The sequence below is a fragment of the Streptomyces sp. NPDC002868 genome (genome assembly GCF_055563295.1).
Genome location: NZ_JBVHDR010000005.1, coordinates 141,699 through 168,395, shown reverse-complemented (window position 1 = coordinate 168,395; position 26,697 = coordinate 141,699). Strand labels below are relative to the sequence as shown.

26 protein-coding genes and 3 pseudogenes are annotated in these 26,697 nt (G+C 68.2%); 15 read left to right on the top strand and 14 right to left on the bottom strand.

Annotated elements, in window-relative coordinates; all coding sequences use genetic code 11:
- Positions 1-12 precede the first annotated feature (12 nt).
- Positions 13-612, bottom strand: coding sequence for a hypothetical protein (locus tag ACZ3H8_RS17455; RefSeq protein WP_467402591.1), 600 nt, complete (start codon positions 610-612; stop codon positions 13-15).
- Between the two features lie 25 nt (positions 613-637).
- Positions 638-1,882, bottom strand: a complete 1,245-nt coding sequence (locus ACZ3H8_RS17450; protein WP_467402590.1) for a DUF418 domain-containing protein — start codon at positions 1,880-1,882, stop codon at positions 638-640.
- Between the two features lie 175 nt (positions 1,883-2,057).
- Here ACZ3H8_RS17450 and ACZ3H8_RS17445 point away from each other — a divergent pair, with 175 nt between their 5' ends.
- On the top strand, positions 2,058-2,720 hold the full coding sequence (locus ACZ3H8_RS17445; RefSeq protein WP_467402587.1) for a response regulator: 663 nt from the start codon (positions 2,058-2,060) through the stop codon (positions 2,718-2,720).
- Positions 2,720-3,868, top strand: a complete 1,149-nt coding sequence (locus ACZ3H8_RS17440) for a sensor histidine kinase (protein WP_467402586.1) — start codon at positions 2,720-2,722, stop codon at positions 3,866-3,868. The genes ACZ3H8_RS17445 and ACZ3H8_RS17440 overlap by 1 nt, the downstream gene beginning before the upstream one ends.
- Here the strand turns inward: ACZ3H8_RS17440 and ACZ3H8_RS17435 are convergent.
- Together ACZ3H8_RS17435 and ACZ3H8_RS17430 are read right to left on the bottom strand one after the other, a co-directional pair.
- A complete protein-coding gene (locus ACZ3H8_RS17435; protein ID WP_467402584.1) occupies positions 3,838-4,500 on the bottom strand; it encodes a TetR/AcrR family transcriptional regulator in 663 nt (220 codons plus the stop codon). The genes ACZ3H8_RS17440 and ACZ3H8_RS17435 overlap by 31 nt on opposite strands.
- A gap of 107 nt (positions 4,501-4,607) precedes the next feature.
- Complete coding sequence (locus tag ACZ3H8_RS17430) at positions 4,608-6,665, bottom strand: galactose-binding domain-containing protein (protein ID WP_467402581.1); 2,058 nt, start codon at positions 6,663-6,665, stop codon at positions 4,608-4,610.
- 273 nt (positions 6,666-6,938) lie between these two features.
- Here ACZ3H8_RS17430 and ACZ3H8_RS17425 point away from each other — a divergent pair, with 273 nt between their 5' ends.
- The 3 genes from ACZ3H8_RS17425 to ACZ3H8_RS17415 all read left to right on the top strand — a co-directional run bounded on the left by ACZ3H8_RS17425 (position 6,939) and on the right by ACZ3H8_RS17415 (position 9,068).
- A complete protein-coding gene (locus ACZ3H8_RS17425) occupies positions 6,939-7,340 on the top strand; it encodes a hypothetical protein (RefSeq protein WP_467402579.1) in 402 nt (133 codons plus the stop codon).
- Between the two features lie 99 nt (positions 7,341-7,439).
- Complete coding sequence (locus ACZ3H8_RS17420) at positions 7,440-8,588, top strand: serine hydrolase domain-containing protein (RefSeq protein ID WP_467402577.1); 1,149 nt, start codon at positions 7,440-7,442, stop codon at positions 8,586-8,588.
- A 180-nt stretch (positions 8,589-8,768) separates the two neighbouring features.
- Entirely contained in the window at positions 8,769-9,068 is a 300-nt protein-coding gene (locus ACZ3H8_RS17415; RefSeq protein WP_467402576.1) for a hypothetical protein, read from the top strand.
- 124 nt (positions 9,069-9,192) lie between these two features.
- On the opposite strand, the gene ACZ3H8_RS17410 is transcribed toward ACZ3H8_RS17415, so the two are convergent.
- Together ACZ3H8_RS17410 and ACZ3H8_RS17405 are read right to left on the bottom strand one after the other, a co-directional pair.
- Positions 9,193-9,744, bottom strand: coding sequence for a nuclear transport factor 2 family protein (locus ACZ3H8_RS17410; protein WP_467402574.1), 552 nt, complete (start codon positions 9,742-9,744; stop codon positions 9,193-9,195).
- On the bottom strand, positions 9,741-10,574 hold the full coding sequence (locus ACZ3H8_RS17405) for a class I SAM-dependent methyltransferase (protein ID WP_467402572.1): 834 nt from the start codon (positions 10,572-10,574) through the stop codon (positions 9,741-9,743). The genes ACZ3H8_RS17410 and ACZ3H8_RS17405 overlap by 4 nt, the downstream gene beginning before the upstream one ends.
- A gap of 745 nt (positions 10,575-11,319) precedes the next feature.
- On the opposite strand from ACZ3H8_RS17405, the gene ACZ3H8_RS17400 reads away from it, so the two are divergent.
- Together ACZ3H8_RS17400 and ACZ3H8_RS17395 are read left to right on the top strand one after the other, a co-directional pair.
- Entirely contained in the window at positions 11,320-12,405 is a 1,086-nt protein-coding gene (locus ACZ3H8_RS17400; protein WP_467402570.1) for an S-(hydroxymethyl)mycothiol dehydrogenase, read from the top strand.
- On the top strand, positions 12,405-13,034 hold the full coding sequence (locus ACZ3H8_RS17395; RefSeq protein WP_467402567.1) for an MBL fold metallo-hydrolase: 630 nt from the start codon (positions 12,405-12,407) through the stop codon (positions 13,032-13,034). The genes ACZ3H8_RS17400 and ACZ3H8_RS17395 overlap by 1 nt, the downstream gene beginning before the upstream one ends.
- Positions 13,035-13,071: 37 nt before the next feature.
- On the opposite strand, the gene ACZ3H8_RS17390 is transcribed toward ACZ3H8_RS17395, so the two are convergent.
- The 3 genes from ACZ3H8_RS17390 to ACZ3H8_RS17380 all read right to left on the bottom strand — a co-directional run bounded on the left by ACZ3H8_RS17390 (position 13,072) and on the right by ACZ3H8_RS17380 (position 14,620).
- Complete coding sequence (locus ACZ3H8_RS17390) at positions 13,072-13,731, bottom strand: hypothetical protein (protein ID WP_467402566.1); 660 nt, start codon at positions 13,729-13,731, stop codon at positions 13,072-13,074.
- Positions 13,694-14,071 (bottom strand): hypothetical protein, encoded by a 378-nt coding sequence (locus tag ACZ3H8_RS17385; RefSeq protein ID WP_467402563.1) that lies wholly within the window; start codon positions 14,069-14,071, stop codon positions 13,694-13,696. Before ACZ3H8_RS17385 ends, ACZ3H8_RS17390 begins: the two co-directional genes overlap by 38 nt.
- A gap of 210 nt (positions 14,072-14,281) precedes the next feature.
- On the bottom strand, positions 14,282-14,620 hold the full coding sequence (locus ACZ3H8_RS17380; RefSeq protein WP_467402561.1) for a CAP domain-containing protein: 339 nt from the start codon (positions 14,618-14,620) through the stop codon (positions 14,282-14,284).
- 46 nt (positions 14,621-14,666) lie between these two features.
- Here ACZ3H8_RS17380 and ACZ3H8_RS17375 point away from each other — a divergent pair, with 46 nt between their 5' ends.
- Positions 14,667-15,266: a recombinase family protein gene (locus ACZ3H8_RS17375; protein ID WP_467402559.1), complete on the top strand. Its 600-nt coding sequence runs from the start codon at positions 14,667-14,669 to the stop codon at positions 15,264-15,266.
- 12 nt (positions 15,267-15,278) lie between these two features.
- Entirely contained in the window at positions 15,279-15,473 is a 195-nt protein-coding gene (locus ACZ3H8_RS17370) for a hypothetical protein (protein WP_467402556.1), read from the top strand.
- Between the two features lie 337 nt (positions 15,474-15,810).
- Here the strand turns inward: ACZ3H8_RS17370 and ACZ3H8_RS17365 are convergent, their stop codons facing one another.
- Positions 15,811-16,740 (bottom strand): hypothetical protein, encoded by a 930-nt coding sequence (locus tag ACZ3H8_RS17365; protein WP_467402553.1) that lies wholly within the window; start codon positions 16,738-16,740, stop codon positions 15,811-15,813.
- Positions 16,741-18,179: 1,439 nt separating this feature from the next.
- Positions 18,180-19,622, bottom strand: a complete 1,443-nt coding sequence (gene pdxR / locus ACZ3H8_RS17360; RefSeq protein WP_467402551.1) for a MocR-like pyridoxine biosynthesis transcription factor PdxR — start codon at positions 19,620-19,622, stop codon at positions 18,180-18,182.
- A 108-nt stretch (positions 19,623-19,730) separates the two neighbouring features.
- Here pdxR and ACZ3H8_RS17355 point away from each other — a divergent pair, with 108 nt between their 5' ends.
- The 4 genes from ACZ3H8_RS17355 to ACZ3H8_RS17340 all read left to right on the top strand — a co-directional run bounded on the left by ACZ3H8_RS17355 (position 19,731) and on the right by ACZ3H8_RS17340 (position 22,253).
- Positions 19,731-20,324 carry a TIGR03086 family metal-binding protein gene (locus ACZ3H8_RS17355; protein ID WP_467402549.1) on the top strand — a complete coding sequence of 198 codons (594 nt, stop codon included), beginning with the start codon at positions 19,731-19,733 and terminating at the stop codon, positions 20,322-20,324.
- Positions 20,325-20,637: 313 nt separating this feature from the next.
- Positions 20,638-21,015 (top strand): VOC family protein, encoded by a 378-nt coding sequence (locus ACZ3H8_RS17350; protein WP_467402547.1) that lies wholly within the window; start codon positions 20,638-20,640, stop codon positions 21,013-21,015.
- A 352-nt stretch (positions 21,016-21,367) separates the two neighbouring features.
- Positions 21,368-21,691 (top strand): hypothetical protein, encoded by a 324-nt coding sequence (locus ACZ3H8_RS17345; RefSeq protein ID WP_467402544.1) that lies wholly within the window; start codon positions 21,368-21,370, stop codon positions 21,689-21,691.
- A gap of 31 nt (positions 21,692-21,722) precedes the next feature.
- Positions 21,723-22,253 (top strand): YrhB domain-containing protein, encoded by a 531-nt coding sequence (locus tag ACZ3H8_RS17340; RefSeq protein ID WP_467402542.1) that lies wholly within the window; start codon positions 21,723-21,725, stop codon positions 22,251-22,253.
- Positions 22,254-22,299: 46 nt separating this feature from the next.
- On the opposite strand, the pseudogene ACZ3H8_RS17335 reads toward ACZ3H8_RS17340, so the two are convergent.
- The 3 genes and pseudogenes from ACZ3H8_RS17335 to ACZ3H8_RS17325 all read right to left on the bottom strand — a co-directional run.
- Positions 22,300-23,120 (bottom strand): annotated as a pseudogene (locus ACZ3H8_RS17335) (IS5 family transposase); the annotation flags it as partial.
- Between the two features lie 9 nt (positions 23,121-23,129).
- Positions 23,130-23,305: pseudogene (locus ACZ3H8_RS17330) on the bottom strand (non-homologous end joining protein Ku); the annotation flags it as partial.
- Positions 23,306-23,541: 236 nt separating this feature from the next.
- Entirely contained in the window at positions 23,542-24,675 is a 1,134-nt protein-coding gene (locus tag ACZ3H8_RS17325) for a PP2C family protein-serine/threonine phosphatase (RefSeq protein WP_467402540.1), read from the bottom strand.
- Between the two features lie 269 nt (positions 24,676-24,944).
- Between ACZ3H8_RS17325 and ACZ3H8_RS17320 the strand changes: the two are divergent.
- Together ACZ3H8_RS17320 and ACZ3H8_RS17315 are read left to right on the top strand one after the other, a co-directional pair.
- Positions 24,945-25,229 (top strand): annotated as a pseudogene (locus ACZ3H8_RS17320) (NF041680 family putative transposase); the annotation flags it as partial.
- A 384-nt stretch (positions 25,230-25,613) separates the two neighbouring features.
- The gene (locus ACZ3H8_RS17315; protein ID WP_467402539.1) at positions 25,614-26,204 is read left to right on the top strand and encodes a hypothetical protein; all 591 of its coding nucleotides are present in this window, start codon (positions 25,614-25,616) and stop codon (positions 26,202-26,204) included.
- The last annotated feature ends 493 nt before the right edge of the window (positions 26,205-26,697 follow it).

Here is a 26,697-nt window from a genome sequence, read left to right as displayed (position 1 = left end):
CGGCTCACCTGATCACGAAGAGGGATCGGCGAAGCGGTTTGTGTACCGGCCGATCAGCGACTGTGACCTTCGGCGGCTGCCGGACGTCCCAGCCCACCGTGTTTGCTGGGGCCGGAGGTGTGGGCACCCCACCCGGTACGGGCCGCCGTGGGTCTGCTTCCAGCTCATTGAGTAGTACAGGTAGTTCCGCTCTGTGGTGTCGGTGCCGGACTGGGCGTGAAAGGCGCGCCAGTACTTGTGGCCTTCGCCGGGGGCGTCGCCATCCGGGTAGAGCAGGATGCCCAGAACTCCGTGCAGCGCTTCTCTTTTTTCGGTCATGTAGATGACGTTGGCGCCTTCCCGGTAGTCGGTGATGCGTGCCCAGAACGGCGCGTGCAGGCCGAGTGCCCTGGGCAGTTCCAGGTGGCTTTCGATGGACTCGTCGCCTCCGATCGTCCCGTCGTGGGCGAAGGGCGCCTCGACTGCCATGTACGGCATGGTGAACATCTCGCCTTGGCTTTTGGCGCGGAGGAAGTCTGCGGCTTCCAGCAGAGTCAGCCTTTCGAGGGACCGCGTCTGGAGAGTCTGCGCGGTCTGCAACTCCTTGGGGGCGTACGGGTCGCAGCCAGTCATGGAGAAACCTCCCAGTTCCGGCGAATCATTCTGTGTCCATGAGACGGGCGGGTGTGGTGGCGGCATGCAGCATGTACTCAAGCGGTCCGCGCCGGAAGGCCCGGGTCCAGGCGAGTGCCAGCAGCATGGCAGCTGCGGCGAAGCCGAGGAGGACCGGTAGGGCAGCGGAGTCCGGCAGGTCGTCGATGCCCAGCGCCTTGATGGCGATGATGTGGCCGACGTAAGCGGTCAGCGCGATGGAGCCGACCGCGATGACGGGCGCGGCCAGCCACCGCAGGCGCGCCGACCGGTCCGTGGCGATGAAGCAGGCGGCCAGGATCACGAGGCCGACGCCGGTGTTGCCCAGGATGGACCACGTCGTCTGGCTGTGCGGCGCGGCCACCAGCAGCCAGGCTGGAACGCCTGCGGTCGGGTCCTCGCCCACGCCGTCGGACCACCAGGCCGAGGCCGCCGCCCCGGTGTCCGTGGCCGCGTTCACGGCGGCCAGCGCGCCCGGGACCAGGTGCAGGGCCAGCCATGAGCCTCCATAGCCGAGCACGGCCAGCGCGCCGCCGGACAGGGCGACTTTGGCGGGTACGCCGGGCCGCTTGAGATCGAGCTTGGCCACGGCCATTCCGGCGATGATGAAGGGCAGCCAGGTCAGTACCGGGTACGCGCCGGTAATGAACAATTCGACGATCCCGTCGGAATCGCTGATTCGGGCCAGTGGGTCGTAGGTGATGACGGCATCGGCCCAGCTTCCGCCGTCGACCGCAGCACGGAGCAGGTACAGGGCCTGGGGCAGTACAAGCGCGGTCGACGCGGCGATGACGGCCAGCGTGACGGCCCGTAGCCGGTACAGCGGCAGGGCGAGGACGAAGAGCAGTCCGTAGCAGGCAAGGATCACGTCGACCGGAGTGTCCAGGGCGGCCAAGGCGTATCCCAGGACGATCAGGACGGCGGAGCGGATCAGTACCCTGCCCACGGCCTGCCGCCCCGCACGCCCGGTCCGCGGCTGCGGTCGGCCGGTGAGCAGGACCAGGGAGAACCCGGCAAGCAGAGCGAACAGGGCAGCGGACCGGCCGCGTGCCAGCTCCATCGCCCAGCCCAGCGGGCCGCCCACCGACGGCTCGGGACCGACGTGGGCCGCGTACATGCCGAGGACCGCCAGGCCGCGGGCCAGGTCGATGCCGAGCAGCCGCCCTGTTGACGTCGTACGGCAGGGAGAGCGGCCTGCCCCGGCCTCGGGTGCCGCCTCGCACGGCACGGCCTGCGATACGTCGTGCGTCATAGCTCAAGGGTTGGGGAAAGCTGCCAGTTACAACCATCCGGCAGGTGTCCGGAACCGCCCCCGCCGACTGGCTGGCGCGGCCCCGCCGCCTGGCGGTATTCGGCGTCGGGCACCCGCAGGGCGACCCTCGGCGTGGTACGAATCGGACAGTGGTCCGGTGGCGAGTGGAGCACGTGTGATCCGGGTATTGGTGGTCGACGACGAGGCCCTGATCCGTACGGGCTTTCAGCGCATCCTCGACGCGGCGGACGATATCGAGGTCGTGGCTGCGGTTACCGGCGGCGAGGCGGTCCAGACGGCGCAGCAGACACGTCCCGACGTCGTGCTGCTTGACATCCGGATGCCGGACGTGGATGGACTCACCGTCCTGGCCGGCCTCCGTCGGCTGCCGCACCCTCCGGTGGTTGCCATGCTCACGACGTTCGATATGGACGAGTACGTGGCAACGGCACTTCGCTCGGGCGCCGCCGGCTTCCTGCTCAAGGACACCGACCCCGAGGGACTGCCGTTCCTGGTGCGGACCCTGGCCGACGGTGGCACCGTGCTGTCGTCCAAGGTCACCCGGACGGTCGTGGACGGCTACCTGACCGCCGGCTCCCAGGAACCCGCCGCCCGCAGCCTCGACCGGCTGACCGACCGCGAGCGCGCCGTACTCGTCCTCATCGCCGAGGGACTGTCCAACACCGACATCGCCACACGGATGCACCTGAGTACCGGCACGGTCAAGGACCATGTGAGCGCCATCCTCACCAAGCTGGAGGTGGGCGGCCGCGTCCAGGCCGCCCTGCTCGCCGAACGCGCCGGCCTCCTCAAGCCGCCGCGGGACGAGGAGGAGTGATGACCCCCCGCGGCCTGCCCGCCCCGCTGCTGGACGCCGCCCTGGTCGCGGTCGCGCTGCTCGACGTCTGGGTCCATTTCGACACGGAGGAGCCGCTGCGCATGGCGTGCGCCGTGGCCGCTGCCTTCGCTCTTGTGCTGCGCCGTCGCCTGCCGCTGCTGACCTTCCTGCTCACCCTGCCCGCCGTCCTGTTCTCCGACGCGATCCTCGCCGCGCTGGCCGCGCTGTACACGCTCGCCTCACTCACCCGCCGCCGCACCCTGCTGGCCGTCTGCGCCGCGGCATTCACGTTCAGCAGCATGTCTTCGTGGCCGTCACCGACGTTCGACCTGTCGGAGACCGCGACCTTGATCACTCTGGGTTACACCGCGGCGACGGCGGTTGCTCCTGTCTTCCTCGGCCAGCTCGTCCAGGCCCGGCGTGATCTGTCGTTGCGACTTGCCGAGATCTCCGCGGCGCGTGACCACGAGCGGCTCCTGACCGACCAGACCGTGCTGGCCAAGGAGCGCGCGCAGCTGGCCCGGGAGATGCATGACGTGGTCTCTCACCAGGTCAGCCTGATTGCGGTGCGGGCCGGAGCGCTCCAGGTCGGCGCCCGGGACACCGAGGTCAAGGAAGCCGCAGCCACGATCCGGCGGCTGAGCGTACAGACCCTGGACGAACTGCGGCACATGGTCAGCGTCCTGCGCGCTTCCGGGGGCCGTCCCACGGAGCTGACCCCGCAGCCGTCCCTGGCCGACCTCCAGCGGCTGGTCGAGAGCAGCGGCATCGAGGCCGAGCTGCAGACGGACCTGCCCGACGGCCTTCCGCCGACCGTTCAGCGCGCCATCTACCGCACCGTCCAGGAAGGGCTGACCAACGTACGCAAGCACGCCCCCGGCGCCACCGCGACGGTTCGCATCTGCCACGAGGGCGGCGCCGTCCGTGTCACGGTCACCAATACCGCACCGACCCGGCCCGCTCTCCCTCTGCCCAGTGCGCACTACGGCCTGGTCGGCCTGCGTCAGCGCGCCGCGCTCCTCGGTGGCACTGTCACCTCCGGCCCGACGGCCGACGGCGGCTACGAACTTCGCCTGGAGCTTCCAGCCGGGGGTGCCGTCGTTGCTGACGGTGGCCATCAAGGTTCCCTCGGGGCTGACGGCCCCTGATACCCCGTTGCAAGCATGGTGTGTGCGGCCGGGCGGACTTCGTCGCCGACGAGGTTGACGACCTGGTCGGCGATCATGTCGAGGATGTCCGCCGCGGCTGTGTCATCTCCGAGAACGAGGAAGTTCAGAGTCAGTCCGTCGGTCATGACGGCCAGATAGCGGGCCAACACGGGGACAGGTACGCGGAGTTCGAACTTCATGCTGTGACGAAGCTGCTCGATGAGTTCGGTGTAGGTGTCCGAGTACAGTTCGTACTGCCGTCGTGCCAGATGCTCGAACCCCGGCTGGCGCAGGGCGTACTGCGTGAGTTCGTAAGTGAGCATGTGCTCCCCGGGGTTGGCGGACACATGCTCCCAGTAGGCATGGAATCCCGCCCGGATGGTCTCCCGAAGGGTTGCCTTCGGCCGGATCGCCTCCTTCACCACCGTGACGTAGTGATCGGTGATCGCCGCGATGACGGACTCGAGCAGGGCCTGCTTGGAGTCGAAGCAGTAGTGGAAGACGCTCAGCGAGACGCCCGCCTCGGCGGCGATGGACCGGGTCGTCGTCCTGGAGACACCGTCGCGGGTCATCGCGCGTATCGCTGCCTCGATCAGCTGTCGGCGCCGCTCGGCCGACGGCATTCGTGCCATGTGGTTCCCTTCGGTTCTTGTACCGCGCCGGGGCATGCGGCCGGGGCCGGCCGGATCAGGAGAGCTGATCCGGCCGGCCCCGGCCCTTGGGCGCTCCATCGGTGGCGTCAGCTGCCGTAGACGCCGACTTCGTTGAGGGAGTAGCCCCAGCCGGTGCCGCGCTCCAGCCCGTGGATGCGTACGTAGCGGGCTGACGTTCCGGTGAACTGCGCCGTGTCCAGGCCGCCGTCACCGGCGGTCGTGGACCATACGGACTGCCAGTTCGTGCCGTCGGTGGAGACCTCGATGCGGTATGCCTTCCCGTAGGCGCGCTCCCAGTTGAGGGTGACGCGCTTGATCAGGCTCGGTGCCCCGAGGTCGATCCGGAGCCACTGGTCGTCGCTCCAGTCGCTCGCCCAGCGGGTGTCCGCGTTGCCGTCCACGGCCCTGTCGGGTGCGTAACTCGTGAACAGGCTCCACTCCGACGAGCTGGCCGAGGCGGACGAGCCTGCGGCAAGGTTCACCCCGGCCTTGTGGTTCTCGGAGGCCTTCCAGGTGTCGAGGTAGGACTCGGCGCCCCGGAAGAGGTCGTCCACGACACTCTTGCCGCCGACGATCCGTATGTCCTCCAGCCAGTCCGGGACCAGACCGTAGTGCGCGGCGCCGTCGGTGTTGATGTCCCAGGTGCGCTCGCCGGTGGTCTGCCTGTCGATGACGGCGCTGCCGTCGGCGCTGCGGAAGGGGTACCGCACCGGGTTCGGGGTGTCCGCGCCGCGTGGGCCGGGCCAGCCGCCGACGCCGTTCATGTCGGTGCCGTAGCCATAGCCGACGTTGTACTTGTCGCGCAGCGCGTCCGTGCGCTTCGCCTCCGCGCTGAACTGCTCGGCGCCGTGCATGTACTGGGCGATGAAGCCGCCGAGACGGTAGACCCGCTCGGTCCAGTTGAGGTCCATCCAGCTGTGCGAGGAGATCACACCGGGGTACGACTCGGACTCGAAGATGTCGAAGGTCCGGCCCGCGGCCTTGACGCTCATATGGTCGATCTCCAGCATCATCTTGCGTTTCATCATGCCGCGCACGGCGTACTCGCCGAGCTCGGTGAGACCTCGGGTGTTGCACTGTGCGTCCGCGGCGTACGAGGGGACCGCCACGCCCGGCGGAAGTTCCTTCTCCGCATTGGGCGCCGACGCGAGGCCGATGGGGTTGTCGTGCTGCGGGCCTGTGCACTTCTCCGTCTTCCAGAAGGTGCCGGTCGACAGGAACTGGCCGACGTTGATCGCCGTGCCGAGGGTGCCCTGGTCGAAACGGACCCCGCACAGGGCGTTGTCGAACTTGTGGCACAGGAACATGCTGCGTACGCCCAGCTTGTGCAGCTCGTCCAGACCGCGGTCGATGTCGGCCTTGCCGCACTGCGCGACGTCCAGGATCTGTTTGCAGCCGAACGGCTCGGAGGTCTCGACCCCCAGAACGACTGCCAGCTTGCCCTGCTGGATGACCTGGCGGGCCTGCGCGGTGTCGGTGACGATCCTGAACCAGCCCTTGCCCGGGCCGCCGTACATCTTGTCGATGAAGGCCTGCATGTCGTACGTCTTCTGTGCCTGTAGGCGGATGGAGGTCATCTCGTCGCAGCTGCGGTCCTTGAAGAAGTAGACCGAGCAGATCACGCCGTTGGTGACGAGGTCGTTGACGAGCACCCGCTGACCGCCGCGCCAGGCCCGTTCGACCCAGGCGTAGTAGTTCTGCTGGTGGGTCAGCGAGTCATGGGCCGGCCAGTCCTTGAACGTCGGCCATCCGTTGGGGTCGTGCTTGCCGTCGCCGCCTTTGGTGATGAAGTCGAAGATCGCGAGCGAGCCATCGGGGTAGTGCTCCGGGCAGTCCTTGAGCGCGTCGGCGATTTCCAGTTCGGAGAACGGCTTGCCGCAGATGAGCCGGCCGCCGAAGGCCTCGTTGGACATCAGGTGGTTGTGGGCGTCGACGAAGCCCCGTACCTGTCCCTGGGAGTCGGTCCCCTTGAAGGGCTCGCCCGTGACATTGATCTGGGAGTCGGGCGCGGGCCGCGCGGCCGGGGTCCACCAGCCGGACTCGGCCGATGAACTGGGCGCTGTGCCGAGGACCATGGCCACCACGGTGAGGAGCAACGACAGAACCGCGATGGGCCTGCGTTTGCGGTGCGAGTGTCGAGTCATGGGCATCACTCATGCCTTCGGTGAGCGGATGGTGGGGGGTGAGGAGCCGATGCCGCCCGGGGCCACGTCCGTCCTGGATGGATTGTCATGGCCCGTGCAAGCGATGCGACGAGAATTGCGACTATCACACTCGGAGTCAATAGTCCGGGACAGCCGACCTGATGGCTCGGCGGATCCGCCGAACTCGCGGGCGGGCAGGGGGGATGGCGGACGAACAGGCCGGGCGGGCAGGGGGGATGGCGGACGAACAGGCCTTCAGGACCAACCGCAACCGTGGGCGACGGCCGCTTGTTCAGGCGCGGGACCGTCCAGCCGGGCGATGAAGGGCTGATCGCGATGAAGCTCGCGAACCTGGCGACCTATCCATGGACGTCCGGGCGGCCGCCCGGCTGGGGCGAACCCTTCACGGACGACATTCCGACGTTCCAGGGCTGCCGCAGCGTGTTCCTGGCGGGTGGGCCCTGGATGGCCGGGCAGCCAGCCTTCATCGAGACAAGAGCCGAACGAGTACGGGTGGTCAACGTCGTGCCGATCAGTGAGCAGAACGCGCCGATGCGCTGGCGGCCCGACCGGAGGCGTTCTTCAGCGATCTGCTCGACTCACGGGACGCCCTCACTCCGCCGGCCCTGGCCTGACGCCCCCGGCCAGGGTGCAGGGTCGTCCGCGCTGAGGTGAGCGGCGGGTGATCGGGTTGGATTCGACGGCACCGGCTCCGATGATTCTGCGTCGCGGCGGGAGTCCTGTATTCGACCGCACACTTGAGAGGGTGGACCCATGGCCGATCTGCGCGACACGCTGGATACGCACGTCAGTAAGGGCTCGGTGCCGGGAGCGGTGGGCCTGGTGGCCGGCGGTGACCGGGTCGAGGTGGAGGCCGTGGGATCCGTTGACGTCGAGGGCACCGCCCCGATGGCCAGGGATTCGATCTTCCGCATCGCATCGATCACCAAACCCATCGTCGCCGCGGCCGTCATGATGCTGCTCGAGGACGGCCGGATCGCGCTGGACGACCCGGTCGGGCAGTGGCTGCCGGAGCTGGCGTCACCGAGCGTCGTCCGTACGCCGGCCGCACCGGTGGACGACGTGGTCCCGGCGGTCCGGCCGATCACCGTGTTCCATCTGCTCAGCTCCCGTGCCGGGTACGGCTTCCCCTCCGACTTCTCACTGCCCGCGGTCGCGCCGCTGTTCAGCGAGCTGAAGCAGGGACCGCCGCAGCCGCAGACCGTCCCCCCGCCGGACGAGTGGATGGCGAGGCTGTCGCGCATTCCGCTGCTGCACCAGCCGGGCGACGGCTGGCTGTACAACATCAGCTCCGACCTTCAGGGCGTGCTGATCGCCAGGGTCACGGGCCGGCCCCTGCCCGAGTTCCTGGCCGAGCGACTGTTCGAGCCGCTCGGGATGGCCGACACGGCGTTCGCGGTACCGGCCGCCAAGCTCGACCGGTTCACCAGCTACTACCGGACCGATCCCGAGGGCGGACTCGAGCTGGTCGACGCCGCCGACGGGCAGTGGAGCAGCCCACCGGCCTTCCCGTCCGGCGCGGGCGGTCTGGTCTCGACCGTCGACGACTGGCTCGCCTTCGGCCGGATGCTGCTCGCCGAAGGGACGGCCGGTGGCCGTCGGCTGCTGTCGCCCGAGTCGGTGCGGCAGATGACCACCAATCACCTGACCCCGTCCGAGCGTGAGTCCGCCGGGTTGTTCCTCGAGGGGATGGGCTGGGGATTCGGCGGCGCGGTCGATGTCGAGGCCGTCGAACCGTGGAGCGTGCCGGGACGCTACGGCTGGGTCGGCGGCACCGGTACGGCCGCGCACGCCACACCGTCCACCGGCGCGGTCACCATCGTGCTCAGCCAGCTGCAGATGGGCGGACCCAGCTTCCCTGAGCTGATGCGGGACTTCTGGCGGTACGCGGCCGACGTCTGAGGTAGGGCGTGGTGCCCGGCACGACACGGCGTCGGATGCCCTGTGACTGTCATCGCCCCATGGCCCGGCAGATCGCTGCCCCTCTATGATCACCGACGCGGCCGGCAGGGACCTACGTGGGCATCGGATCCATCTGGCCCGGTTCCCGGGTGGGCACGCTCAGCGGCAGAGGGAGAGTCCATGGAATGGGTGGCGGGATGTGGCATGGTCCTGGGCTTGCTGGCGATCGCGCTGGGCACGGCGTCGATACGCACCGGATGGACGCTGCCCTGGGTCCGCCGGCGCGTCACCCGGCCGCGGATCCACGGACTCGGAGCATTGCTGGTGGGCGCGTCCTGCGTGGTGCAGGGCCTGTTCTACTTCCGAATCGTGCCAAGCCCGTCCTGGGAGATCCGCTTCTTTTCGATGAACGCCCTCACGTTCTCTGGGCTGATCCTCATCGGAGCCGCTCATGTGCTGGCCACGCGCCGTAGAAGTTGACCGATGTCCCTTCATCCGGCCACCGAGCGCTCCAGATCATGTCCGCCGGATCACGTGACTGAAGCACGATCGGGTAGAGTCGCGGTCTTCGATTGGCGGGAGCCGACTGGCCGCTCGACCGATATCACCCCGACAGGGGACGCCGGCCGACGCCCGCCAGTTCGTTGAGAGGGCCGTCGGTCAGCGTGGCGCGCTGATCGATCGCCACCGGCAGCCGTGCCATGGTGGAGGGCTCGATGAGACGGGCCTGCCCCAGGACCGATGCCTGATCCCAGTAGATGTGCTCGCTCGCGATCAGGATGCCGTCGAACGACACGACCGCTATGACCGCGATGCTTATCGCCCTCCCCGTCGGGGCCACGCCGGGGAGGATCCAGGGGACTTCAATGTCATGGGTGAACGAGGCCAGCATCTCCTCGACGATGCGGTCGTCGCCGGTGGTCCGGGTCAGGGTCTCAAGCGTGAAGTCCCGTGGATTGCGGCCGATGAACCAGCGGCGGTAGAAGTCGCGCACGGGTCCCCTGCCGCGGGCGCCCATGGCAGTAGGCACATGGAGCACCGCTGGTGCGTCCGTCATGGTCTCCATCGTCGTGTCGACGTCGAGTGTGGTGAACTCGCTGCTGGTGTGAAGCTCCCACACGCGCTCCAGCTGTGAGCGGACGGTGTCGGTCGTCATGGAAAGGCCTCCTCGGGCTTCCATCCCCAAGCGGTGATCAGTCCGGGTGAGAGTTCGGCGCATTCGGGCGAGTCGAGAGAATGGATGGCCGCGTCGATCGTCGCTTCGTCGACCAGCCCGGTGTCCACGATGGTTGTCCTCGCCCGGTCCCAAGTCTCCGCCCAGAAGCGGCTGATGGGGCTGCCGGGCAGCAGGGGAGGTACATGGATCTCGGCCGCGACGGAGGTGAGACCGGCGTCGCGCAGCAGCCGTGGATACTGCGGCACCCAGGCGACGTCGGTGCCGATGGTGTTTCGCAGCCCTTGCCACATCGCTCGCATGACTTCGGTGTACGGGGTGCTGGGGACGCCTGTCGTCGTCAGGTCGACGGCGTCGCCGAGAACCAGCACGCCGCCAGGGGCCACCAGCTCGCAGAGCTTGGTGATCATGCGCCGGTAGGAGGGCAGATGCATGAGGACGAACGGCGCGTGGACCAGGCGGAACAGGCCCGGGTCGAAGTCCGGCGCGCTGATGTCGGCCTCCAGTACCCGTAGCCCGGCAGTGGGGGACGCCGTGAGGAAGCGTACGTCGCGGTCGACCGCGAGCACGGAAGCGACCCCGGCCCGGCTCAGCAGCTGCCTTGCGACTGTGCCGGTGCCCGCGCCCACGTCCAGGCAGTGCCAGCCTGGACCGGCTCCCAGCTCTCTCAGCCGGGCCAGGGTGGTGGCGTCATAGGTGAGCCCGCCAAGGTCGATGCGCTCGGCCTCGCCGCTCCGCTCAGGCCTGAACACCGTTTCTCCATAGCCCCTGCGGGACGGAAACTGAGTACCTTCATGATGGGGTAGAGGCATGTACGCGTCACCGCCTTACCTCGAGGCGTCGCGCGAGCAGCGTGCGGCCGGGTCGGCGCGCATAGGGCAGCCGCCGACTCGTACTCCTTCATTATGACGGTCAAGGCCGGTCGCTTCCTGTCGCGCCCGGCCCGATGCCAATCGGCCGGACAACGGCGGGGCCGGGCAGAGCGGGCCCAGGCCGTAGAAAGCGGTGCCAGGGGCACAGCCGAGACAATGGCGCCGTACAGCTCGCGACGCGCGTCCAAGTCCCCCTCGAAACATGCCAGTTCGGCTTGGATCGATACTGTCGACGTCATGGCCGTTGCCGGAGATGTGCGCGCTGTCCGTCGTGGTCGGAGATGCCCAGGATCTCCGCCGGACCGCCGTGAGCCCCGAAGGCGTGGGGAATCACGGTGAGGACTCGGCCGCTGGCCGGCCTCGACCATGATCGTGCTGAGTGACAGATCCAGCCGGACAAGCCCGGCCGGAGTCCTACCGGATCCGGGCCGTTGGCCCAAGGGCCTCCGTGCGTCAGGACAGCCTCGGTACGGACACCACTGCGACGGGTCGCGCCCGCTGCCGAGGGCGGGCGGTCCGTCCGTTTCCCGGCAAGTGGCACCGGAACGCGGCATCAGCCCATGCCTAATGCGTAGGGTCCTTGACCGTGGATCGCGCCTCCACGATGCTGTTGTTGCGACACGTGAGGTGCGTGCCGTAATAAGCAACGCAAGTCCCATGGGTGCGTATCAGTCGAGGAGTGGCCATGACTCACCAGGTCCGTGCTGTCGTCGCGCGAGGGAAAGGCGCCCCCGTCAGCCTGGAAACGATCATCGTGCCTGACCCCGGCCCGGGTGAGGCGCTGGTGAACATCGAGGCCTGCGGGGTCTGCCACACCGATCTGCACTATCGCGAGGGCGGCATCAACGACGACTTCCCCTTCCTGCTCGGCCATGAGGCCGCGGGCCGGGTCGAGGCGGTCGGCGAGGGCGTCACCGAGGTCGCACCGGGCGACTTTGTCATCCTGAACTGGCGTGCGGTCTGCGGCCAGTGCCGGGCCTGTATGCGAGGGCGGCCCTGGTACTGCTTCAACACCCACAACGCCAAGCAGAAGATGACCCTCGCCGACGGCACCGAGCTGTCCCCGGCCCTGGGCATCGGCGCTTTCGCCGAGAAGACGCTCGTGGCGGCCGGGCAGTGCACGAAGGTCGACGAGCGGGCGTCGGCCGCGGTCGCCGGGCTCCTGGGCTGCGGCGTGATGGCGGGCATCGGTGCCGCCATCAACACCGGCGCCGTCGGGCGTGGCGATTCCGTCGCCGTCATCGGCTGCGGCGGCGTGGGCGACGCGGCGATCGCCGGGTCCCGGCTCGCGGGCGCGGCGAAGATCATCGCGGTGGACATCGACGATCGGAAGCTGGCCACCGCGAAGAAGATCGGCGCAACCCACACGGTCAACTCCAAGGAGACCGACCCGGTCGAGGCGGTCCGCGAACTGACCGGCGGCTTCGGTGCGGACGTCGTCATCGAGGCCGTCGGCCGCCCGGAGACGTACAAGCAGGCCTTCTACGCCCGCGACCTCGCCGGGACCGTCGTCCTCGTCGGCGTCCCGACTCCGGAGATGAAGCTCGAGCTTCCGCTGCTGGACGTCTTCGGACGCGGCGGATCGCTCAAGTCGTCCTGGTACGGGGACTGCCTCCCGAGCCGCGACTTCCCGATGCTGATCGACCTCCATCTGCAGGGGCGCCTGGACCTGGATGCGTTCGTGACAGAGACGATCGCGCTCGACGATGTCGAGAAGGCCTTCGAGCGGATGCATCACGGTGACGTGCTGCGCTCGGTGGTGGTCTTCTGATGACCGCAAGCATCGACCGACTGGTCACCTCCGGCACCTTCTCCCTGGACGGCGGCACCTGGGACGTCGACAACAACGTGTGGATCGTCGGCGACGACCGGGAAGCGGTCGTCATCGACGCCGCGCACGACGCGGACGCCATCGTGGCCGCGCTCGGGGGCCGGACGCTTCGCGCCATCGTCTGCACACACGCCCACAACGACCACATCGACGCCGCCCCGGCGCTCGCCGGCCGGACCGGCGCTCCGATTGTGCTGCACCCGGACGACCTTCCGTTGTGGAAGCAGACCCACTCCGAGCGGCTGCCCGACGCCGAACTGGCCGACGGGCAGGTCCTGACAGTGGCGGGTGTCGATCTGACGGTGCTGCACACCCCCGGGCACGCCCCCGGAGCGGTCTGCCTGTACGCGCCGGCTCTGAACGCCCTTTTCAGCGGTGACACGCTCTTCGCGGGCGGGCCGGGGGCGACGGGTCGGTCGTACAGTCACTTCGGCACCATCATCGAGTCGATCCGGGACCGGCTGCTGGCACTGCCGGGCGACACTGTCGTGCACACCGGCCATGGGGATACGACCACCATCGCCGCGGAGGCCCCGCATCTGCAGGAGTGGATCGACCGCGGGTTCTGACCGCCTCGCGGCGGCCTCGGGTCAGCATTTCCTCGGGTCAGCACTCGATGACGTTGACCGCGAGGCCTCCGCGCGAGGTCTCCTTGTACTTCACCTTCATGCGTTCGGCTGACTTGATCAGGCCTTTGAACTGCGGGTCTGCGGTCGGCGTCGTGAGCCAGGGGGTCGCCAGGGACTTCTCAGGGACTTTCCGCTGTTGATCTTGCATAAGCCAGGCGTCCATGGCCGCGAGCCCGCGCTTGCCTGCCCCGGGCATGAAGTGAGCGTAGTGGTCGAGAGTGATCTTCGGTGAGGAGTGGCCAAGCCACTCCGAGAGGCTCACGATGGACTCGCCGGCCTCCAGCTGCACGCTCGCATACGTGTGCGTGAGGACGTGGAACATGTCCTCACGCGACAGCTCAAAGATGGGGTACCTGCGGGTGCGGCCGCTGTACCGCTGGACCTTCTCGCCCACCGCCTTGAGGACGCCGGCAGCCACCAGCGCCGGCTTCCAACTCCGCTCGTTCCATGTCCGGTAATTGATCCGGTTGCCCTGCGAGGTGCTCAGGACGAGACGGACCGCGATCGGCTTTCGCTGCCGAGCTTCGAGTGCGGTCGTTGGTGTCTCGGGGTTGCGCCATGGCAGCGTGCACTCCACCGACGGGAAGCGCCGGAAATGCTCACGGGCGCGGAGCGCGAGGTTGGGGGAGAGGCACATCGCGGGTCTTGCCTCCCTTGGGCAAGCAGAAGTACGGCCGTCCCTTCGAGTCCCACCGCAGTTGCCGCCGCACATGGACGACCTCGGCTTCAAGGTCGAAGTCGTCCTCGTCGAGGCCGAACGCTTCCCCTTGGCGCAGGCCGAGTCCAAGACCGAGGTCCACGGCGAATCGGTAGCGCTCCTGCAAGTACACGGCTAGCCGCGGCAGCAGGGCCGGGGGCCAGAAGCCCGAGGAGGCCGCTAGGAGCAGTAACAGCCTTTTGTCGCGGCGCTGTGGTCCGATGGGTTGCGTCACGTCGTAATCGCTGGTGGCGCCCTGCCAGGTGAGTAATGCGATCACGAAGACGGCGAACCAGCGGAACGGGCCTGGTCCCGGCGATCGCTGGACGGTGAGCATCCAGGGCAACTCGGCCCGGCTCGTCAACCACACCCCGCATCTGCCCCGCACGACCGACGAGGACGCTCGGCAGAGCGCTCGACGGGACCAGGCCATGCGGGGCAACTCCAAACGCACGCGAGAGGTCGACCCCACGTCTGGACCCGGACCGCATCAGAACGGCCCTGTTTTCCTACCCATGTCTAGCGTCCAATAGTGGGTCCATGGGCCACCTTTCCAATAGCCAAAGCCAGCCTCGCGGATGTCGTCTGGCGTATACCAGTCATCAAACAGGATGGCATTGCGATGTCCCCAGCCCCACGCCTCATCATCTTGCATCCAGAAGCGCACGACTTTCTCTGCGGTGTCGAATCCCACGGCTACGTTTTCCGACCGCCAGGTGTGGTACCCCGCCTGATGCATCGGCTGTCCAGCATCCCAAACCAGTATTCCGCCAGGACCACGGTGCATGTTGTGATCCTCAGTAACCCAGACCTTGTCTTGGTCTTTCAAGAAGTTGCTGTGGGCGCGCGCTATCCGGATCAGCGCTCCCGAAAGCATGAAGGGATACGCGCGAGTCTCGACCGCCGATCAGAACCCCGACCACCAGATCGACGCCCTGCTGCGGGCCGGCGTCGACCGCGAGAACATCCACATCGACAAGGCGAGCGGCGCGAAGGCCTCCCGCCCGAAGCTCGACCTCGTACTCCAGCTCCTGCGCGAGGCGGACACCTTGAAGGTGACCCGGCTCGACCGGCTCTCCCGCTCAGTCCTGCACCTAGTGACACTCGGCGCCGACCTGCGCGAGCGCAGCATCGGCCTGCACGTCATCGAGCAGGGCATCGACACCTCCACGATGGAGGGCCGCGCCATGTTCGGCATGCTCTCCGTACTTGCCGAGCTCCAGCGCGAGCTGATCGTGGCGAACACCAACGACGGTCTCGCCTCCGCACGGGCCCGCGGTCGCGTCGGCGGCCGCCGCCCCAAGCTCACGGCCGATCAGGCCGCGCTGGCTCAGCAGCTGTACGACGCGCGGGAGAAGACAGTCCAGCAGATCGCCGACCTGTTCGGGGTGCCGCGGTCCACGGTGTACGGGCATCTCGACCGGGAAAAGACGGTCCCGCGCCAGCCGAAGAAGATCTCGGCCGCGAAGCGCTGAAGCCGCTTCACGGTGGGAGGCAAATCGGAGATTCCGGCGGAGATCGGTGTCCTTCACCTGCTGCTGGCGCAGCAGGTGAAGGAGCGTGACGACGGTGACACCGACCAGAAGCGCCGTTCCGAACGCTGGGTGCAGCAGAGCGACATACGTTGCTCCGGCCCCGGCGAGGAGCAGCACCGCGGTTCGCACATCAGAAGCTGTGTCTGAACCTCTTTTCGCAGGTGGCAGGGCTATGGCATGGGGTGTGGAGTCTGCTTGCCGTTCGGTTCAGCGTCGATGGTCGCCGTTCCGAACGGCGATGGTAGTGCGCTGATCTTCAGGCGGCTGCGAGGGTGACCGGCGGCGCCTCGGTCTGGCGGCGAGGCTGGGCATGCGGCGGGACCCGCGGGCTCCCGGGTCCGCCGCTCCCGCAGCATCCCGGGTGCCACAGCGGCGGCGGCACGGTTGCAGTGCCGTCCGGCGGGTGGCGATCTGGGCGGCCGCCCGGCGCCCCGAGCGGCGCACACACCTGCGCAGGCCCGAACCGGCGAGGACCGGGCGAGGATCAAGAGCCGACCGGTTTGGCCGAGTCCGGCGTTTCGACGATCACGGGTGCCCCGGTGAACGCGTCAAGGAGGATGCGGTCGCCGAGCGGGCGGTCCAGTTTCACCTTGACCTCCTTGATGTTCAGGATGCTCGGGCAGGCGCCCTCGGCCCTGTTCAGGATCGAGGCGGACAGCACCACGTTGTCCCCGGTCTGGAGGGCCTTGACGGCCGGGCCGTCGTCGCAGGAGCCGTGTCCGGCCGACACCGTGATGCTCCGGCCGTCCTTGGCCACCGACCTGAGGCCCTGGAGTGGCATCAGGTCATCGGTCTGGGCCTGGGACTCCAGCGGCTTGACCGGTGACTTCACCCGCATCGAATCGCTCAACGCGACGTGCTTGAGTGGGGTGTTGTACCCCTTCAAGGTGAAGAACCACGCCGGGACGCGAGCGGGTCCCCGGCTGGTGGTCATCGTGATTTCACCCAGCTTCGCCCCGGTCACGATCAGCGGGTTCTTGTCGTCGTCCCCGTCCGCGCCCCCGGGCCCGTCGCCGTCCAGCTGCTCGAACACCTTCTGCGCCGAGTGGAGGGGGACAGTTTGCGAACCGCCGCCCTCCCACCGGATCGTGCCCTTCCCCGCCTTGCCGGGCAGTGAGCCCTCCAGGTCGAAGTTCCGGTTCCCGTACGCCACCTTGTCCTCCCCGTTTTGGAAGGTGTGCTGGGGCTCTTGGATCCACAAGTCCAGGGAGAAGAATCCTTCCCTCCACTGCCGGGCGGCCTGCGATCCCTTCCAGGCGTCGGAGACCTGCTGGGCGCGGCCGCCGTCGGGCGCGGCCACTCGAACGCTCGGACCGGGGTCCACGTCGGCGGCCACGGTCTGTTCGCCGCATCCGGCCGCTCCGGCCGCAGCCAGAAGCAGGCAGAGCGCACCCAATCCTCGAACTGTTCGCATATCTCCCCCAGTCGTCGTATCTCACCCGGCGCGGATCGGACGTGCGCCCGGCGCACGAGGTTCCGTCCGCGGCGCATTCCGGCTCGGGTCGCCCCGCGGGTGCGCGTGGACGACGGTGATCTCGAACTCGACGCACTGGAATCCTGAGTAGCCTTCAGGAAGCCGTCGAACGCGCCGAGTCGCCCTGGCGGCATCTGGAATTCCCGGTCGGCTTCGAGCGACTTGGCGTCAGTATGGGCGTCCTCTGGCTGGTCCCGCCCGACGACGACCACGCCATGACCGCCTGGAAGGCCGGCGGGGCGCGGGGGTAGGCGTCCTGCCGGGTGGCGCCACACCGCGCGGTACGGCGCTGCCGAGCGGTCGGACCGGAACGGCGCAAGTTCGCATGTGCACGCGAAGTCGGGGGCGGCGGGAGTCCGGGAGCTCGGCCAGCACTGTTGACGGTGCGGCAAGCGGGATCACTACCGCCCTTCATGACCCGTGGCCTGCGAAAAGAGGATGTGACACAGCTTCTCAGGTGCGCGGGCAGATCGATGCGTATCTGCGCGTCGCCGTCGGTGAACTGCTTGGGCACATGGAGGTAGCGGCGCGGGTCGGTCTGCTCCGGGATGCCGAAGGGTCCGGCAAGCGCCTGATGCAGCGGCACCACCACTCGCGCATCAGCTCCCGCCGCTCGCGCCCGAGGATCCCGTACCCGAGGCCGGCCCGCCGCAGCGGCGGCCGCGGGGCCCGCACCGGCGTACTCGAGGGCCGTGACCGTCGCGTCGGGGGATTCCCATTTACTGGAAACTCGTCAAGCCATGACCGTGTACGACTGGACGATGGGAGCCGTGTAAGCCGAGAGGTTTACGCACGGTTCTGAGAGAGCCGGGGAGTGAAATCCTCCCCGGCTACTCACCCAAGCCCTTGAGCGGACTGCGCCGGTGCTGCCGACGGTCCCGGGCACGCCGGAGCGGCGCAGCTTCGACTACATCCGGCACGGCACCGTGGACCTGTTCGCCGCGCTGAACACCGCTACCGGCAAGGTGATCGGGAAAAGTCCGGCCAGCACCGCGCGGTCGACTTCCGTGACCTCCTGGGCGAGATCGACCGCCAGACCCAGCCCGGCCTGGCCTGGCGGTCCACGTAATCTGCGACAACCTCTCCGCCCACAAGGCACCGGTGGTGCATCGCTGGTTGCTGGAACATCCCCGCTTCGAGCTGCACTTCACCCCCGACGCACTCGTCCTGGATCAACCAGGTCGAACGCTGGTTCGCCGAGCTGGAACGGCGCTGTATGGAACGCGGCGTCTTCTGCTCACTCAACGAACTCAAGACCGCGCTCGAGGACTGGATCAAGACCTGGAACGACACCGCCCGGCCGTTCACGTGGACCAAGACAGCCGACCAGATCATCGACCGCATCTGCCGCTACTGGACAGGATCTCCGGACCAGGACACTAGGCGGGCCGCAGCAGGCGGTGCAGGCCCGGCTCGATGTCCGGGGCGTTGATCGACCCGTAGCCGAAGACGAAGCCCGGGCGTGCGGAGCGGTTTCTGGCGACCTCCGCCAGGGTGTAGACCGCCACGCCTGACGCCCGGGCCCGGCCGGCTCGGTCCGCGAGGGTGGCGGGGTCGGCGAGGTCGCCTCGGGTGAATGCGGTCACGTGCAGGCCCGCGGAGGACGGCACCGGCTCGGCCAGGTCCGCGAAGTGGCTGTTGAGCGCCCGGGTGAGGATCTCGTGCCGGGCCGCGTACGTGTGCCGCATCCGGCGGATGTGCCGGGCGAGCAGCCCGTCGTCGACGAAGCGGGCGAGCGCCGCCTGAGTCGGGACCGGCGTATGCCAGTCGGCGGTGTACTTGGCGGCGCGGAGCGCCGTGCGCAGCGGGGCGGGCGCCACCAGGAAACCGACGCGCAGAGAGGGCGACATCACCTTGGAGAACGACCCCACGTAGATGACGTGTCCAGCCTGGTCGAGGCTCTGCAGCGTCTCGACCGGCCGCCCGCCGAACCGGAATTCGCTGTCGTAGTCGTCCTCGATCACCGCCGCACCGTGCCGCCGCGCCCACCGCAGCAGCGCCGTTCTGCGCCGCAGGGACATCGGCATGCCGAGCGGGAACTGGTGGGCGGGGGTGACGTACACGGCGCGGGTGTCCGGCGGGATGGCGTCCACCACCAGGCCCTCGGCGTCCACCGGTATGCCTGTGACCTCAGCGCCCTGTGACCGGAACAGCAGCCGGGCCGGCGGGTAGCCGGGGTCTTCAACGGCCACCCGGTCGCCCGGTTCGAGCAGCACCCGCCCGATGAGGTCCAGGGCCTGCTGCGTGCCGGTGGTCACCAGCACATCGTCCGGGCCGGTCCGGACGGCGCGGGAGACTCCGATATGCCGGGCCAGCGCGGCCCGCAGCCCGGCGTGACCGGCCGGATCGCCGTATCCGGCCGCCCCGGCCGCCGAGAGGCGCAGTTCCCGGGAGACCAGGGAACGCCAAGCGTCGTACGGGAAGAGCCGGGCATCCGGCAAGCCCACCCGGAAGTCGTGGGCCGCCGTGGTCGGTCCGGAGGTCTCCGGGCCCGCCCACTGGGACAGGCCCGCCCATACGGCGCGCGGGCGCAGTCCGGAGTCGGTGGTACCGGTGGTTGTCGCGGCGTCGCGGGAGGGCAGACCTGTCGCCTGCACGTAGGTCCCGGAGCCGACCCGACTGTCCGCGTAGCCCTCGGCGACCAACCGTTCGTAGGCGACGCCGACGGTGTTGCGGGCCACCGCGAGGCGGTGGGCCAGCTGCCGGGTCGGGGGCAGCGGATCGCCGGGGCGCAGCAGCCCGTCGTGGATCGCGGTGCGCAGCTGGCGGTAGATCTGGCCGGACAGGTCGCGGTGCCCGTCGAGCGTGACGTGAACATCCATCGTGACTCTCGGCTGCTGCCTCTTGGCTTGCGGCTTGCCTATTGGCTCAATCATTTGGCGGGTTATTGGCTCTGGAGCTGAGCCTCTGAGTGATATTACGCTCCGGCCATGGACATACGACGACTGGACCGCCAAGCGCTGTTGCTCACTGGGGAAGTGGTCTCCCGGGTGAAGGCCGATCACTTGAGGCTGGCGACGCCGTGCGCGGACTGGACCGTGTACGGCCTGCTTCGCCATCTGGTCAGTCAGAACGAGGGGTTCGCTGCCTCCGCCCGCGGCGTGGGCGAGCCGTGGGCGGTATGGCGCGACGGTGACCTCGGCGACGATCCGGCCGGAGCGTACGAGGCGTCGGCGGACGAGGTGGCCGCGGCGTTCGCGGAAGACGACGTGCTGGAGCGGCGGTTCGCGCTGCCGGAGGTGGGTGAGGGCTTCGGTGTCCCCGGGCGGATCGCGATCGGCGTCCATCTGCTCGACTACGTGGTGCACGCCTGGGACGTCGCGGTGGCGATCGGCGCCCCCTGGGAGCCCGCCGCCGAACTCACCACCGCCGCCCTGCGCGTCGCCGCCCAGGTCCCGGACGAGGGCCGTGGCGCCGGTGCCGCGTTCCGCCGGCGGATCGCCGTTCCCGGCGACGCGTCGCCGGACCACCGGCTGCTCGCACTGCTCGGCCGCGATCCGTCCTGGACGCCGGGGCCATGCTGAGCAGCCGTGTCTGATGCCTCCATGACAAGATTGGGTCATTCGGCCGTGGGGCACGGCAGAGCTGGTCGTAGCTGGTGAGGGCGGCTGGACCGTCGAATGCGACCCCCACCACCGTCGGCACGTCCCCTGCGGCCGCTACGCGAGTTGCCCGAAGCGCCATCGGTCCCTGCGCTCACCACTGGCGCAACGGCCTTCCCTACCCACCCCGCTTGGCATTTCGTACAAGCAACGCCTCGACAGGCACACATATGTTCAGGCCTGCAAGGCGCTAGTCATTGGGTGCAGCCGGTTCCCATATTCGAAGGAGCAACAGATGGCGATCGAAAGCGTCTCCCCCTACCTGCGGTACGACGACGCAGATGCCGCGCTGGACTGGATGGAGCAGGTCTTGGGCTTCACCGGCGCGGTCCGCTGGCGCGACGACTCGGGGCGGACATTCGAAGCCGACATCTATGCCGGACCGACGAAGATCGGAGTCAGCGGCGGCGGCACGAGCGACGACGGGAAAAACGCCATCCTCATCGTGCATGTCGACGACGTCGATGCACACTTTGAGCGGGTCCGTGCCGCAGCCGACACCGAGGTGGAGCCCCCGACGGACCAGCCCTACGGGCCCCGGACCTTCACCATCACCGATCCCTGGGGATACCAGTGGAACTTCTGGCAGGGCGAAGCCACGCCACCCGAGTGATCAGTACGATCGACCTGCCGTGGGAGGCCCTGGCCGGTCCCACGTTCACCAATCCCACGACGCGCCCCATGCGGGCGGGTTGGCCCCACCGTCGCGCAACGGCAGGGGTAGCAGGTTGCCGTCGTCCTTGCCTGCCCCGTGCAGGACGAGGGCCCGGAATGGGAGTTTTCCCTTCCCCGCACGGAGGGGGCCGGGACGTTTTGGTGGGATGCGGCGGCGGCCGGGATCACGGCCGGGCAGGATCCGAGTGCCGCTGCGGTGCAGATTGCCCGCGCGGTGATGAAGGGGAAGGAGGGCTGGGCGGCGGGCGTCACCCGGTGTGTCGCCACGTCGGGCGCGTAACCCGGCGTATTTGGAGTTGCAGCATCTGCTGCGGAAGGCTCGTCAACACGGCGACCGGCCCTGGGCCCGCGCCGTGCGTCAGCGGATGACCCGCCTGCCGAGCGCGGATCCGAATGATCCGAGTTACCGGAGGCTGCGCTACATCCGTCACGCAGACGATCACCTCCTCCGTTTCACCGGGCCGAAAGCCGAAGCCGAGCAGATCAAGAAACGCCTGGCAGTGTTCCTGCGTGAGGAACTCAAGCTGGAGCTCTCCCAGGAGATGACGCTGATCACTCAGACCGCGTTTGAGATCTCGATCTGGAGCGGTGCACGGTTCCAGTCCGGTCCGTAAACCGGTTGTGCCGTGGTGAATAATGAGGACCGTGGTCACCAAGGAGCGTGCCGTCCAGTTGGTTGAGGCTCTGCTGTCGAGAGAGCGGCAGGAGTCGCCATGGTTGCCCGAACTTGCTGTCCTCGACGTGGAGGAACATGCCCTCGGGTGGCTGGTCTTCTGGCAGTCGGTGGAGTACATCCGCAGCCGTGAACTTGAGAAGATGCTGGTGGGCCACGGCCCTTATCTGGTGGACCGACTGGACGGAAGCATCCACCACATCCCCGTCACCACGTACGTTGGCGAGGACTGGGAGGAGCTCTACCTTCGGCAGATCAAGGGCGTCAGACCGCCTGATCCGCTGATCACGTCTGTTCAAGTGCTCGTGCACTCCGACGGAACCATGGCCGCGATACGCCACCTCCGCAAACAGGCCCCGCTCCTTGGACCGCAGGAGGCGAAGGCCTACGTCATGGCCGTACGGGATGGAGCCGAACCTCCAGAAGCACTGGTGAGCCTCACCCGGAAACAGGAGACGTTCCCGCCGCTGTCAATCGAGACGCTGGCCGACCCGGCTCAGTAGCGATCCGGCAAAGAGGCCGCGGACCGGGCCGTGTAGCTGGTCCTCGTCGGGTGAGCCTGCGAGCATGATGCCGATCATCGCCCAGCGGATCATGGTCTCCGACCGGGCTGGGCTGGTCTCGTAGTCACGGGCCAGGCGTCGATGAGCAGTGATCCACGAAAACGTCCGCTCGATCGCCCATCGCTTCGGCTGGACCTGGAATCCACGCTGGTCGGGGGCCTTGCGAACGATCTCCAATTCGCGGCCGAGGATCGAGGCGGCCCACTCGACCAGGCGGCCCGCGAAGCCCTGGTCCGCCCAGACCTTCCGAACGCCCGGGTGGTCGAGACGGGTCCACAACAGCGGACGACGGGCACCATCACGGTCCTGGCTACTCGCCCCGACCACATGAACGGCCAGCAGGAGTCCGAGCGTGTCGGTGACGATGAACCGCTTGCGGCCCTTGACCTTCTTCCCCGCGTCGAAGCCCCTGGTCACGGCCGGAACGGTGTCAGCCGTACGGACGGACTGCGAGTCGATCAGGCCCGCGCTCGGCTCGGCGTTCCGCCCGTCGGCTACACGGACCCTGCCTCGCAATGCGTTGTGGATGCACTCGACGGTGCCGTCGTCATGCCACCACGTGAAGTACCAGTACACCGTCGGCCACGGAGCGAAGTCTTTCGGCAGCTGTCCCCAGGCGCACCCGGTCCGCACCACGTAGAAGATCGCACCCACGATCCGCCGCCGCGGGTGCTTCTCCCGACGCCCACCCTTCGGTCCCACCCGAGCTGCCGGCAGCAACGGCTCCACCAACGCCCACTGCGCGTCCGTCAGATCCGACGGGTCGTACAGCAGCGGGTCGACGTCCTGTTCGCCGACGAAGCCCATGATCTCCACCGTCTTGCGGGTGGCCAGGGGCAAGTGGTCCAGGTCCTCATCGCGCAGGACGACCATGCGTCCGTCTGGCGCCTCCCAGCCCCTGCTGATCTCGGCTTCGCTGACCTCGCGGCTTCGGCTTCGCACACCCTTCGGTGCCGAATTCTGGACCCGTCGACGGTGTGGACCTGGTGCATCCGCGGCCGCGGATCCTCGGTCGCGGCGTACAGACGCACCGGCACGCTGACCATTCCGCAGGTGACGTGACCTGTCCAAAGGGCGCGCATGATCCAACTGTGCACACCCGGGCCGACAGCCGCGGCGGTTGCTCCACCAGGAACGTTCCAGCTCCCGTCGGCCTCGGCACGCGAGTTCACCGGCGTCGGCGCTGTGACTGAGCACTTCAGTCGGCGGGTTTCGCCAAGCACCGCGCTCAGGACGTGGCCGGAAGATCAATTCGGTCTGTCACTTCAGGAGGCGGTAGCTGCGCCGACTGCTTGTTGCCTGCTTCTTCGTCGAGCCGGTCAACGAGGAGCATCGCCACATCGTCTGCCAGGTGGCCCCCTGTGTGACGGATCAACGCCTGGTGCAGTTGTTCCAGGAACTGCGGCGGGGTGCAGGTGTGCACCGCTTCCATGGCCTCGGGCAAGGCGAAGAAATCGTTGTCAGGATTGCGGGCCTCGATTACGCCGTCGGTGTGCAGCAGCAGACGGTCACCGGGTGCGAGCGGATAGCTCTCCGCCTTGGCGGGAGGACCGGTCATGAAGTCGTCCAGGCCCAGGGGTGGCAGTGGTGAGCTGGGCATCAGGGCGTGAACCTTGCCCTGGTGCAGCAGCAGCGGAGGCGGATGGCCGCGATTGACCACCTGGACCTCGAAGCCGTCGGGCACCTGAGCTACGAGCGCAGTGACGAAATCCTCCGCCCGGTCTTCCCTCTCGTCCTGGCCGCCCGCACCCGGCGCGGCTTGCTCCCGGTGCAGCGCAGCCGCGCAGTGGTTCACCACCTCTACTAGGTCGTTCTCATAGTGCACGGACTCCCGGAAGGCGCCCAGCACGGCTGCGGCCAAACGCACAGCAGGCAGCCCTTTGCCGCGGACGTCCCCCACGATCACCCGGACCCCATACCGGGTCTGTACGGCCTCGTACAGATCGCCGCCGATCTGCGCTCCCGTCTCAGCCGCGAGGTACATGCTGGCCGCCCGCACCGGGCCCAGCCGGGCCGGTACAGGCCGCAGCAGGACTCTTTGTGCTGCCACGGCGACCCGGCGAACCTGGTTGAGCTCGCTCTGCCTGCGCGTGCGCACAGCCTTACTCGTGATGACACTGGCCACGGACACCACGAGGAGGCCCAGGAGGTTGCTGTAGATCAGCATGCCACCCCACGCCTCGTGCAGGGTGGTGGTGATCAGGCTGACGGCCAGGGCTCCAGCCACTGCCGACAGGGTGCCTTTCGGGCCCATCGTCAGCGAAGCCAGTGCCGGCATCGCGATGAGAAGAGGGCCGGTGTAGATATCGTGCGCAGGCGAGAGCTCGATCCCCAACCCGAGCAGTATGATCACGAACGGCACGCACTGCACGACTCGGAAAAGTGCCCGGCTGTGACCGCCCGCTCCCGGCCGAGGAGCTGGGCGGAAGAGTGTCCGCATGGGTACAGCCTGCCTCGCTGAAGTCGAGTGTTCCACTCATCACTCCTGCGGCCTCCCGGGGCATCCGGGGACCCGTGGCCGACACCTCCCCCACCGCTACGCAGCCCGCTGCGCTCAGCTTGTCCTTTAACCTCCGGCCCCGGATCGCTCCGTGAGCGCGTGGGGTCGTTGGACGGTTTTCCGGCCGCCAGGCCGCCCACACCCAACTCCGCCTCGCCCGGCCGCTGGCCGCGGACCTCCGCCGCCCCTGGGAGAAGCCCACCGAGCCCGGCCGGCTCACCCCCGCCCGGGTTCGCCGGGGGTTCAGGAACCTCCGCCCGAACTTGCCCTGTCCGGCCCGTGCGCCGAAACCCAACCGGCCCGGCCCCGGCCGCCCGCCCGGCTCGAAGAACCGGTACCCCGCCACCCGCTACGACGTGGGCAAATCGGTCAGGCGGCCCGAGACCATCGCCGAACGTGACCAAGTCAGACCATAAAGAACAAGCTTACCGGCCGTCCGGTGATGTTCACCCGTTTACCCTCGGCGCCATAGCGGCTCTGTTTTAACCGGTCGAATCGCAAACCGCGCGACGTACTGCGCAAGGCGCAAGGCCTGGTCGAGCACGCCTCCAACGACAACCTGGACACCATCGACGAGAAAGCTGTCGCCCGCTATCTCGACGCGGTCGGCCCTGACACGGAAGAGGACATCGGCCCCGTCGTGGCCGGACCCGTGACCACTTCCCCTGATTGGAGCGAAGGGTGAGCCCTTGTCCCCATGGGACCGGAGCGGCGGCGTGACCGTTAGCGCCTGCCGTATCTGTGGCTCCTCCCTGGCACCGTGGGAGAGGGGCCGCTGCGGATGCGGCGGGCCGCGCCGGATGGGTAACGCGGAGATCATTTACGCGATCGCCTGCTCCGTCCCCGCCGCCGTGCACGTCCGTGACTTCGTGCGCTTGGTCGACCGCGACTACGGCCGACACCTCAGCGAGCCGACCGCAAACGCCGTCCTCTCGCCCGACCGGCGTTTCTGCTGGGCAGGGAAAGGTATGTATGCCCTGTACCGGCACGGTCCGCTGCCGGGCCCGCGCAATCTGGAGGAGGCCAGCCGTCTGATCCTCGTCGCAGCCGATGTGCCTCTGACGATCGACGCGTTGGACTACTGCCTCAAGCGGCTCGGCTACCGATACAACGTCGCTTCCCTCAAGAACGCGATCAGCCGCTCAGCCAGGATCACTTGGCAGCGGGACGGCCGGTGGGCCCATATCAGGGGAGTGGCCGCCGAGCGGGAGCTCCGGCGTGAGATACCTGTCGTGCCAGAGAGACAGCAGACCACCTGGATCGCCATGCGCGATCTTCTCGCCCACCAGGTTCGGGAAGCTCTGGCACAACGCGCCGAACGGCTGAGCGACCTCGGCAATCCGCACCGATTCGGTCTCGACTGGACTGAAGACCCCGAGACAGCGAATTGAGGGGTGCTTTACGACCCAGGTCGCGGCGGTGCCGTAAACCCGGGGCCGACCAGCCACTCTGCGCTCGCTGGGCGGCCCCGGTTCACGACCACGTGCCGGTCGCTGCATTCCATGTGCGAGTGGCGGCAGGGCCTTGAGGAGAGGTTCCGCGAAGGCGATGACCTGCCGGATCACGTCTGTGAAGGATTCCGACGGCATCAGTGACGGCCGTTTGCCACTCGCTGCGCCGACGGCTGACGGCAACCAACCCGTGGTCGCGCAGAGCGTGGGCAGTCCGCCGCATACCGGGATCTTGCGTGTTTCGGCGTCTTCACCGGCAGCGATGCGTTCCAACAGGGTGAGCTGACGAGAGTTCAACGAGTCCCAGCAGTGCGCATCAGCTCACACCTGAAGCAAAGCGACACGCAAGTGGATCAGACAAAGGTTCCCAGTGCTGGCCCTGCCGCCTGCAACCCAGGCAGGGGCCTCGAACCTGCTGGTGAGACCCCTGCTG

What these genes read in the sequence shown, in the direction of transcription:
- ACZ3H8_RS17435 (WP_467402584.1), bottom strand. Translation starts at nt 4,500, where the DNA reads ATGGCACGAATGCCGTCGGCCGAGCGGCGCCGACAGCTGATCGAGGCA.
- ACZ3H8_RS17350 (WP_467402547.1), top strand. Translation starts at nt 20,638, where the DNA reads ATGGCGATCGAAAGCGTCTCCCCCTACCTGCGGTACGACGACGCAGAT.
- ACZ3H8_RS17455 (WP_467402591.1), bottom strand. Translation starts at nt 612, where the DNA reads ATGACTGGCTGCGACCCGTACGCCCCCAAGGAGTTGCAGACCGCGCAG.
- ACZ3H8_RS17355 (WP_467402549.1), top strand. Translation starts at nt 19,731, where the DNA reads ATGGACATACGACGACTGGACCGCCAAGCGCTGTTGCTCACTGGGGAA.
- ACZ3H8_RS17410 (WP_467402574.1), bottom strand. Translation starts at nt 9,744, where the DNA reads ATGACGACCGACACCGTCCGCTCACAGCTGGAGCGCGTGTGGGAGCTT.
- pdxR (WP_467402551.1), bottom strand. Translation starts at nt 19,622, where the DNA reads ATGGATGTTCACGTCACGCTCGACGGGCACCGCGACCTGTCCGGCCAG.
- ACZ3H8_RS17390 (WP_467402566.1), bottom strand. Translation starts at nt 13,731, where the DNA reads ATGTGCCTCTCCCCCAACCTCGCGCTCCGCGCCCGTGAGCATTTCCGG.
- ACZ3H8_RS17420 (WP_467402577.1), top strand. Translation starts at nt 7,440, where the DNA reads ATGGCCGATCTGCGCGACACGCTGGATACGCACGTCAGTAAGGGCTCG.
- ACZ3H8_RS17375 (WP_467402559.1), top strand. Translation starts at nt 14,667, where the DNA reads ATGAAGGGATACGCGCGAGTCTCGACCGCCGATCAGAACCCCGACCAC.
- ACZ3H8_RS17415 (WP_467402576.1), top strand. Translation starts at nt 8,769, where the DNA reads ATGGAATGGGTGGCGGGATGTGGCATGGTCCTGGGCTTGCTGGCGATC.
- ACZ3H8_RS17365 (WP_467402553.1), bottom strand. Translation starts at nt 16,740, where the DNA reads ATGCGAACAGTTCGAGGATTGGGTGCGCTCTGCCTGCTTCTGGCTGCG.
- ACZ3H8_RS17405 (WP_467402572.1), bottom strand. Translation starts at nt 10,574, where the DNA reads ATGCCTCTACCCCATCATGAAGGTACTCAGTTTCCGTCCCGCAGGGGC.
- ACZ3H8_RS17315 (WP_467402539.1), top strand. Translation starts at nt 25,614, where the DNA reads ATGGGTAACGCGGAGATCATTTACGCGATCGCCTGCTCCGTCCCCGCC.
- ACZ3H8_RS17450 (WP_467402590.1), bottom strand. Translation starts at nt 1,882, where the DNA reads ATGACGCACGACGTATCGCAGGCCGTGCCGTGCGAGGCGGCACCCGAG.
- ACZ3H8_RS17400 (WP_467402570.1), top strand. Translation starts at nt 11,320, where the DNA reads ATGACTCACCAGGTCCGTGCTGTCGTCGCGCGAGGGAAAGGCGCCCCC.
- ACZ3H8_RS17440 (WP_467402586.1), top strand. Translation starts at nt 2,720, where the DNA reads ATGACCCCCCGCGGCCTGCCCGCCCCGCTGCTGGACGCCGCCCTGGTC.
- ACZ3H8_RS17395 (WP_467402567.1), top strand. Translation starts at nt 12,405, where the DNA reads ATGACCGCAAGCATCGACCGACTGGTCACCTCCGGCACCTTCTCCCTG.
- ACZ3H8_RS17430 (WP_467402581.1), bottom strand. Translation starts at nt 6,665, where the DNA reads ATGACTCGACACTCGCACCGCAAACGCAGGCCCATCGCGGTTCTGTCG.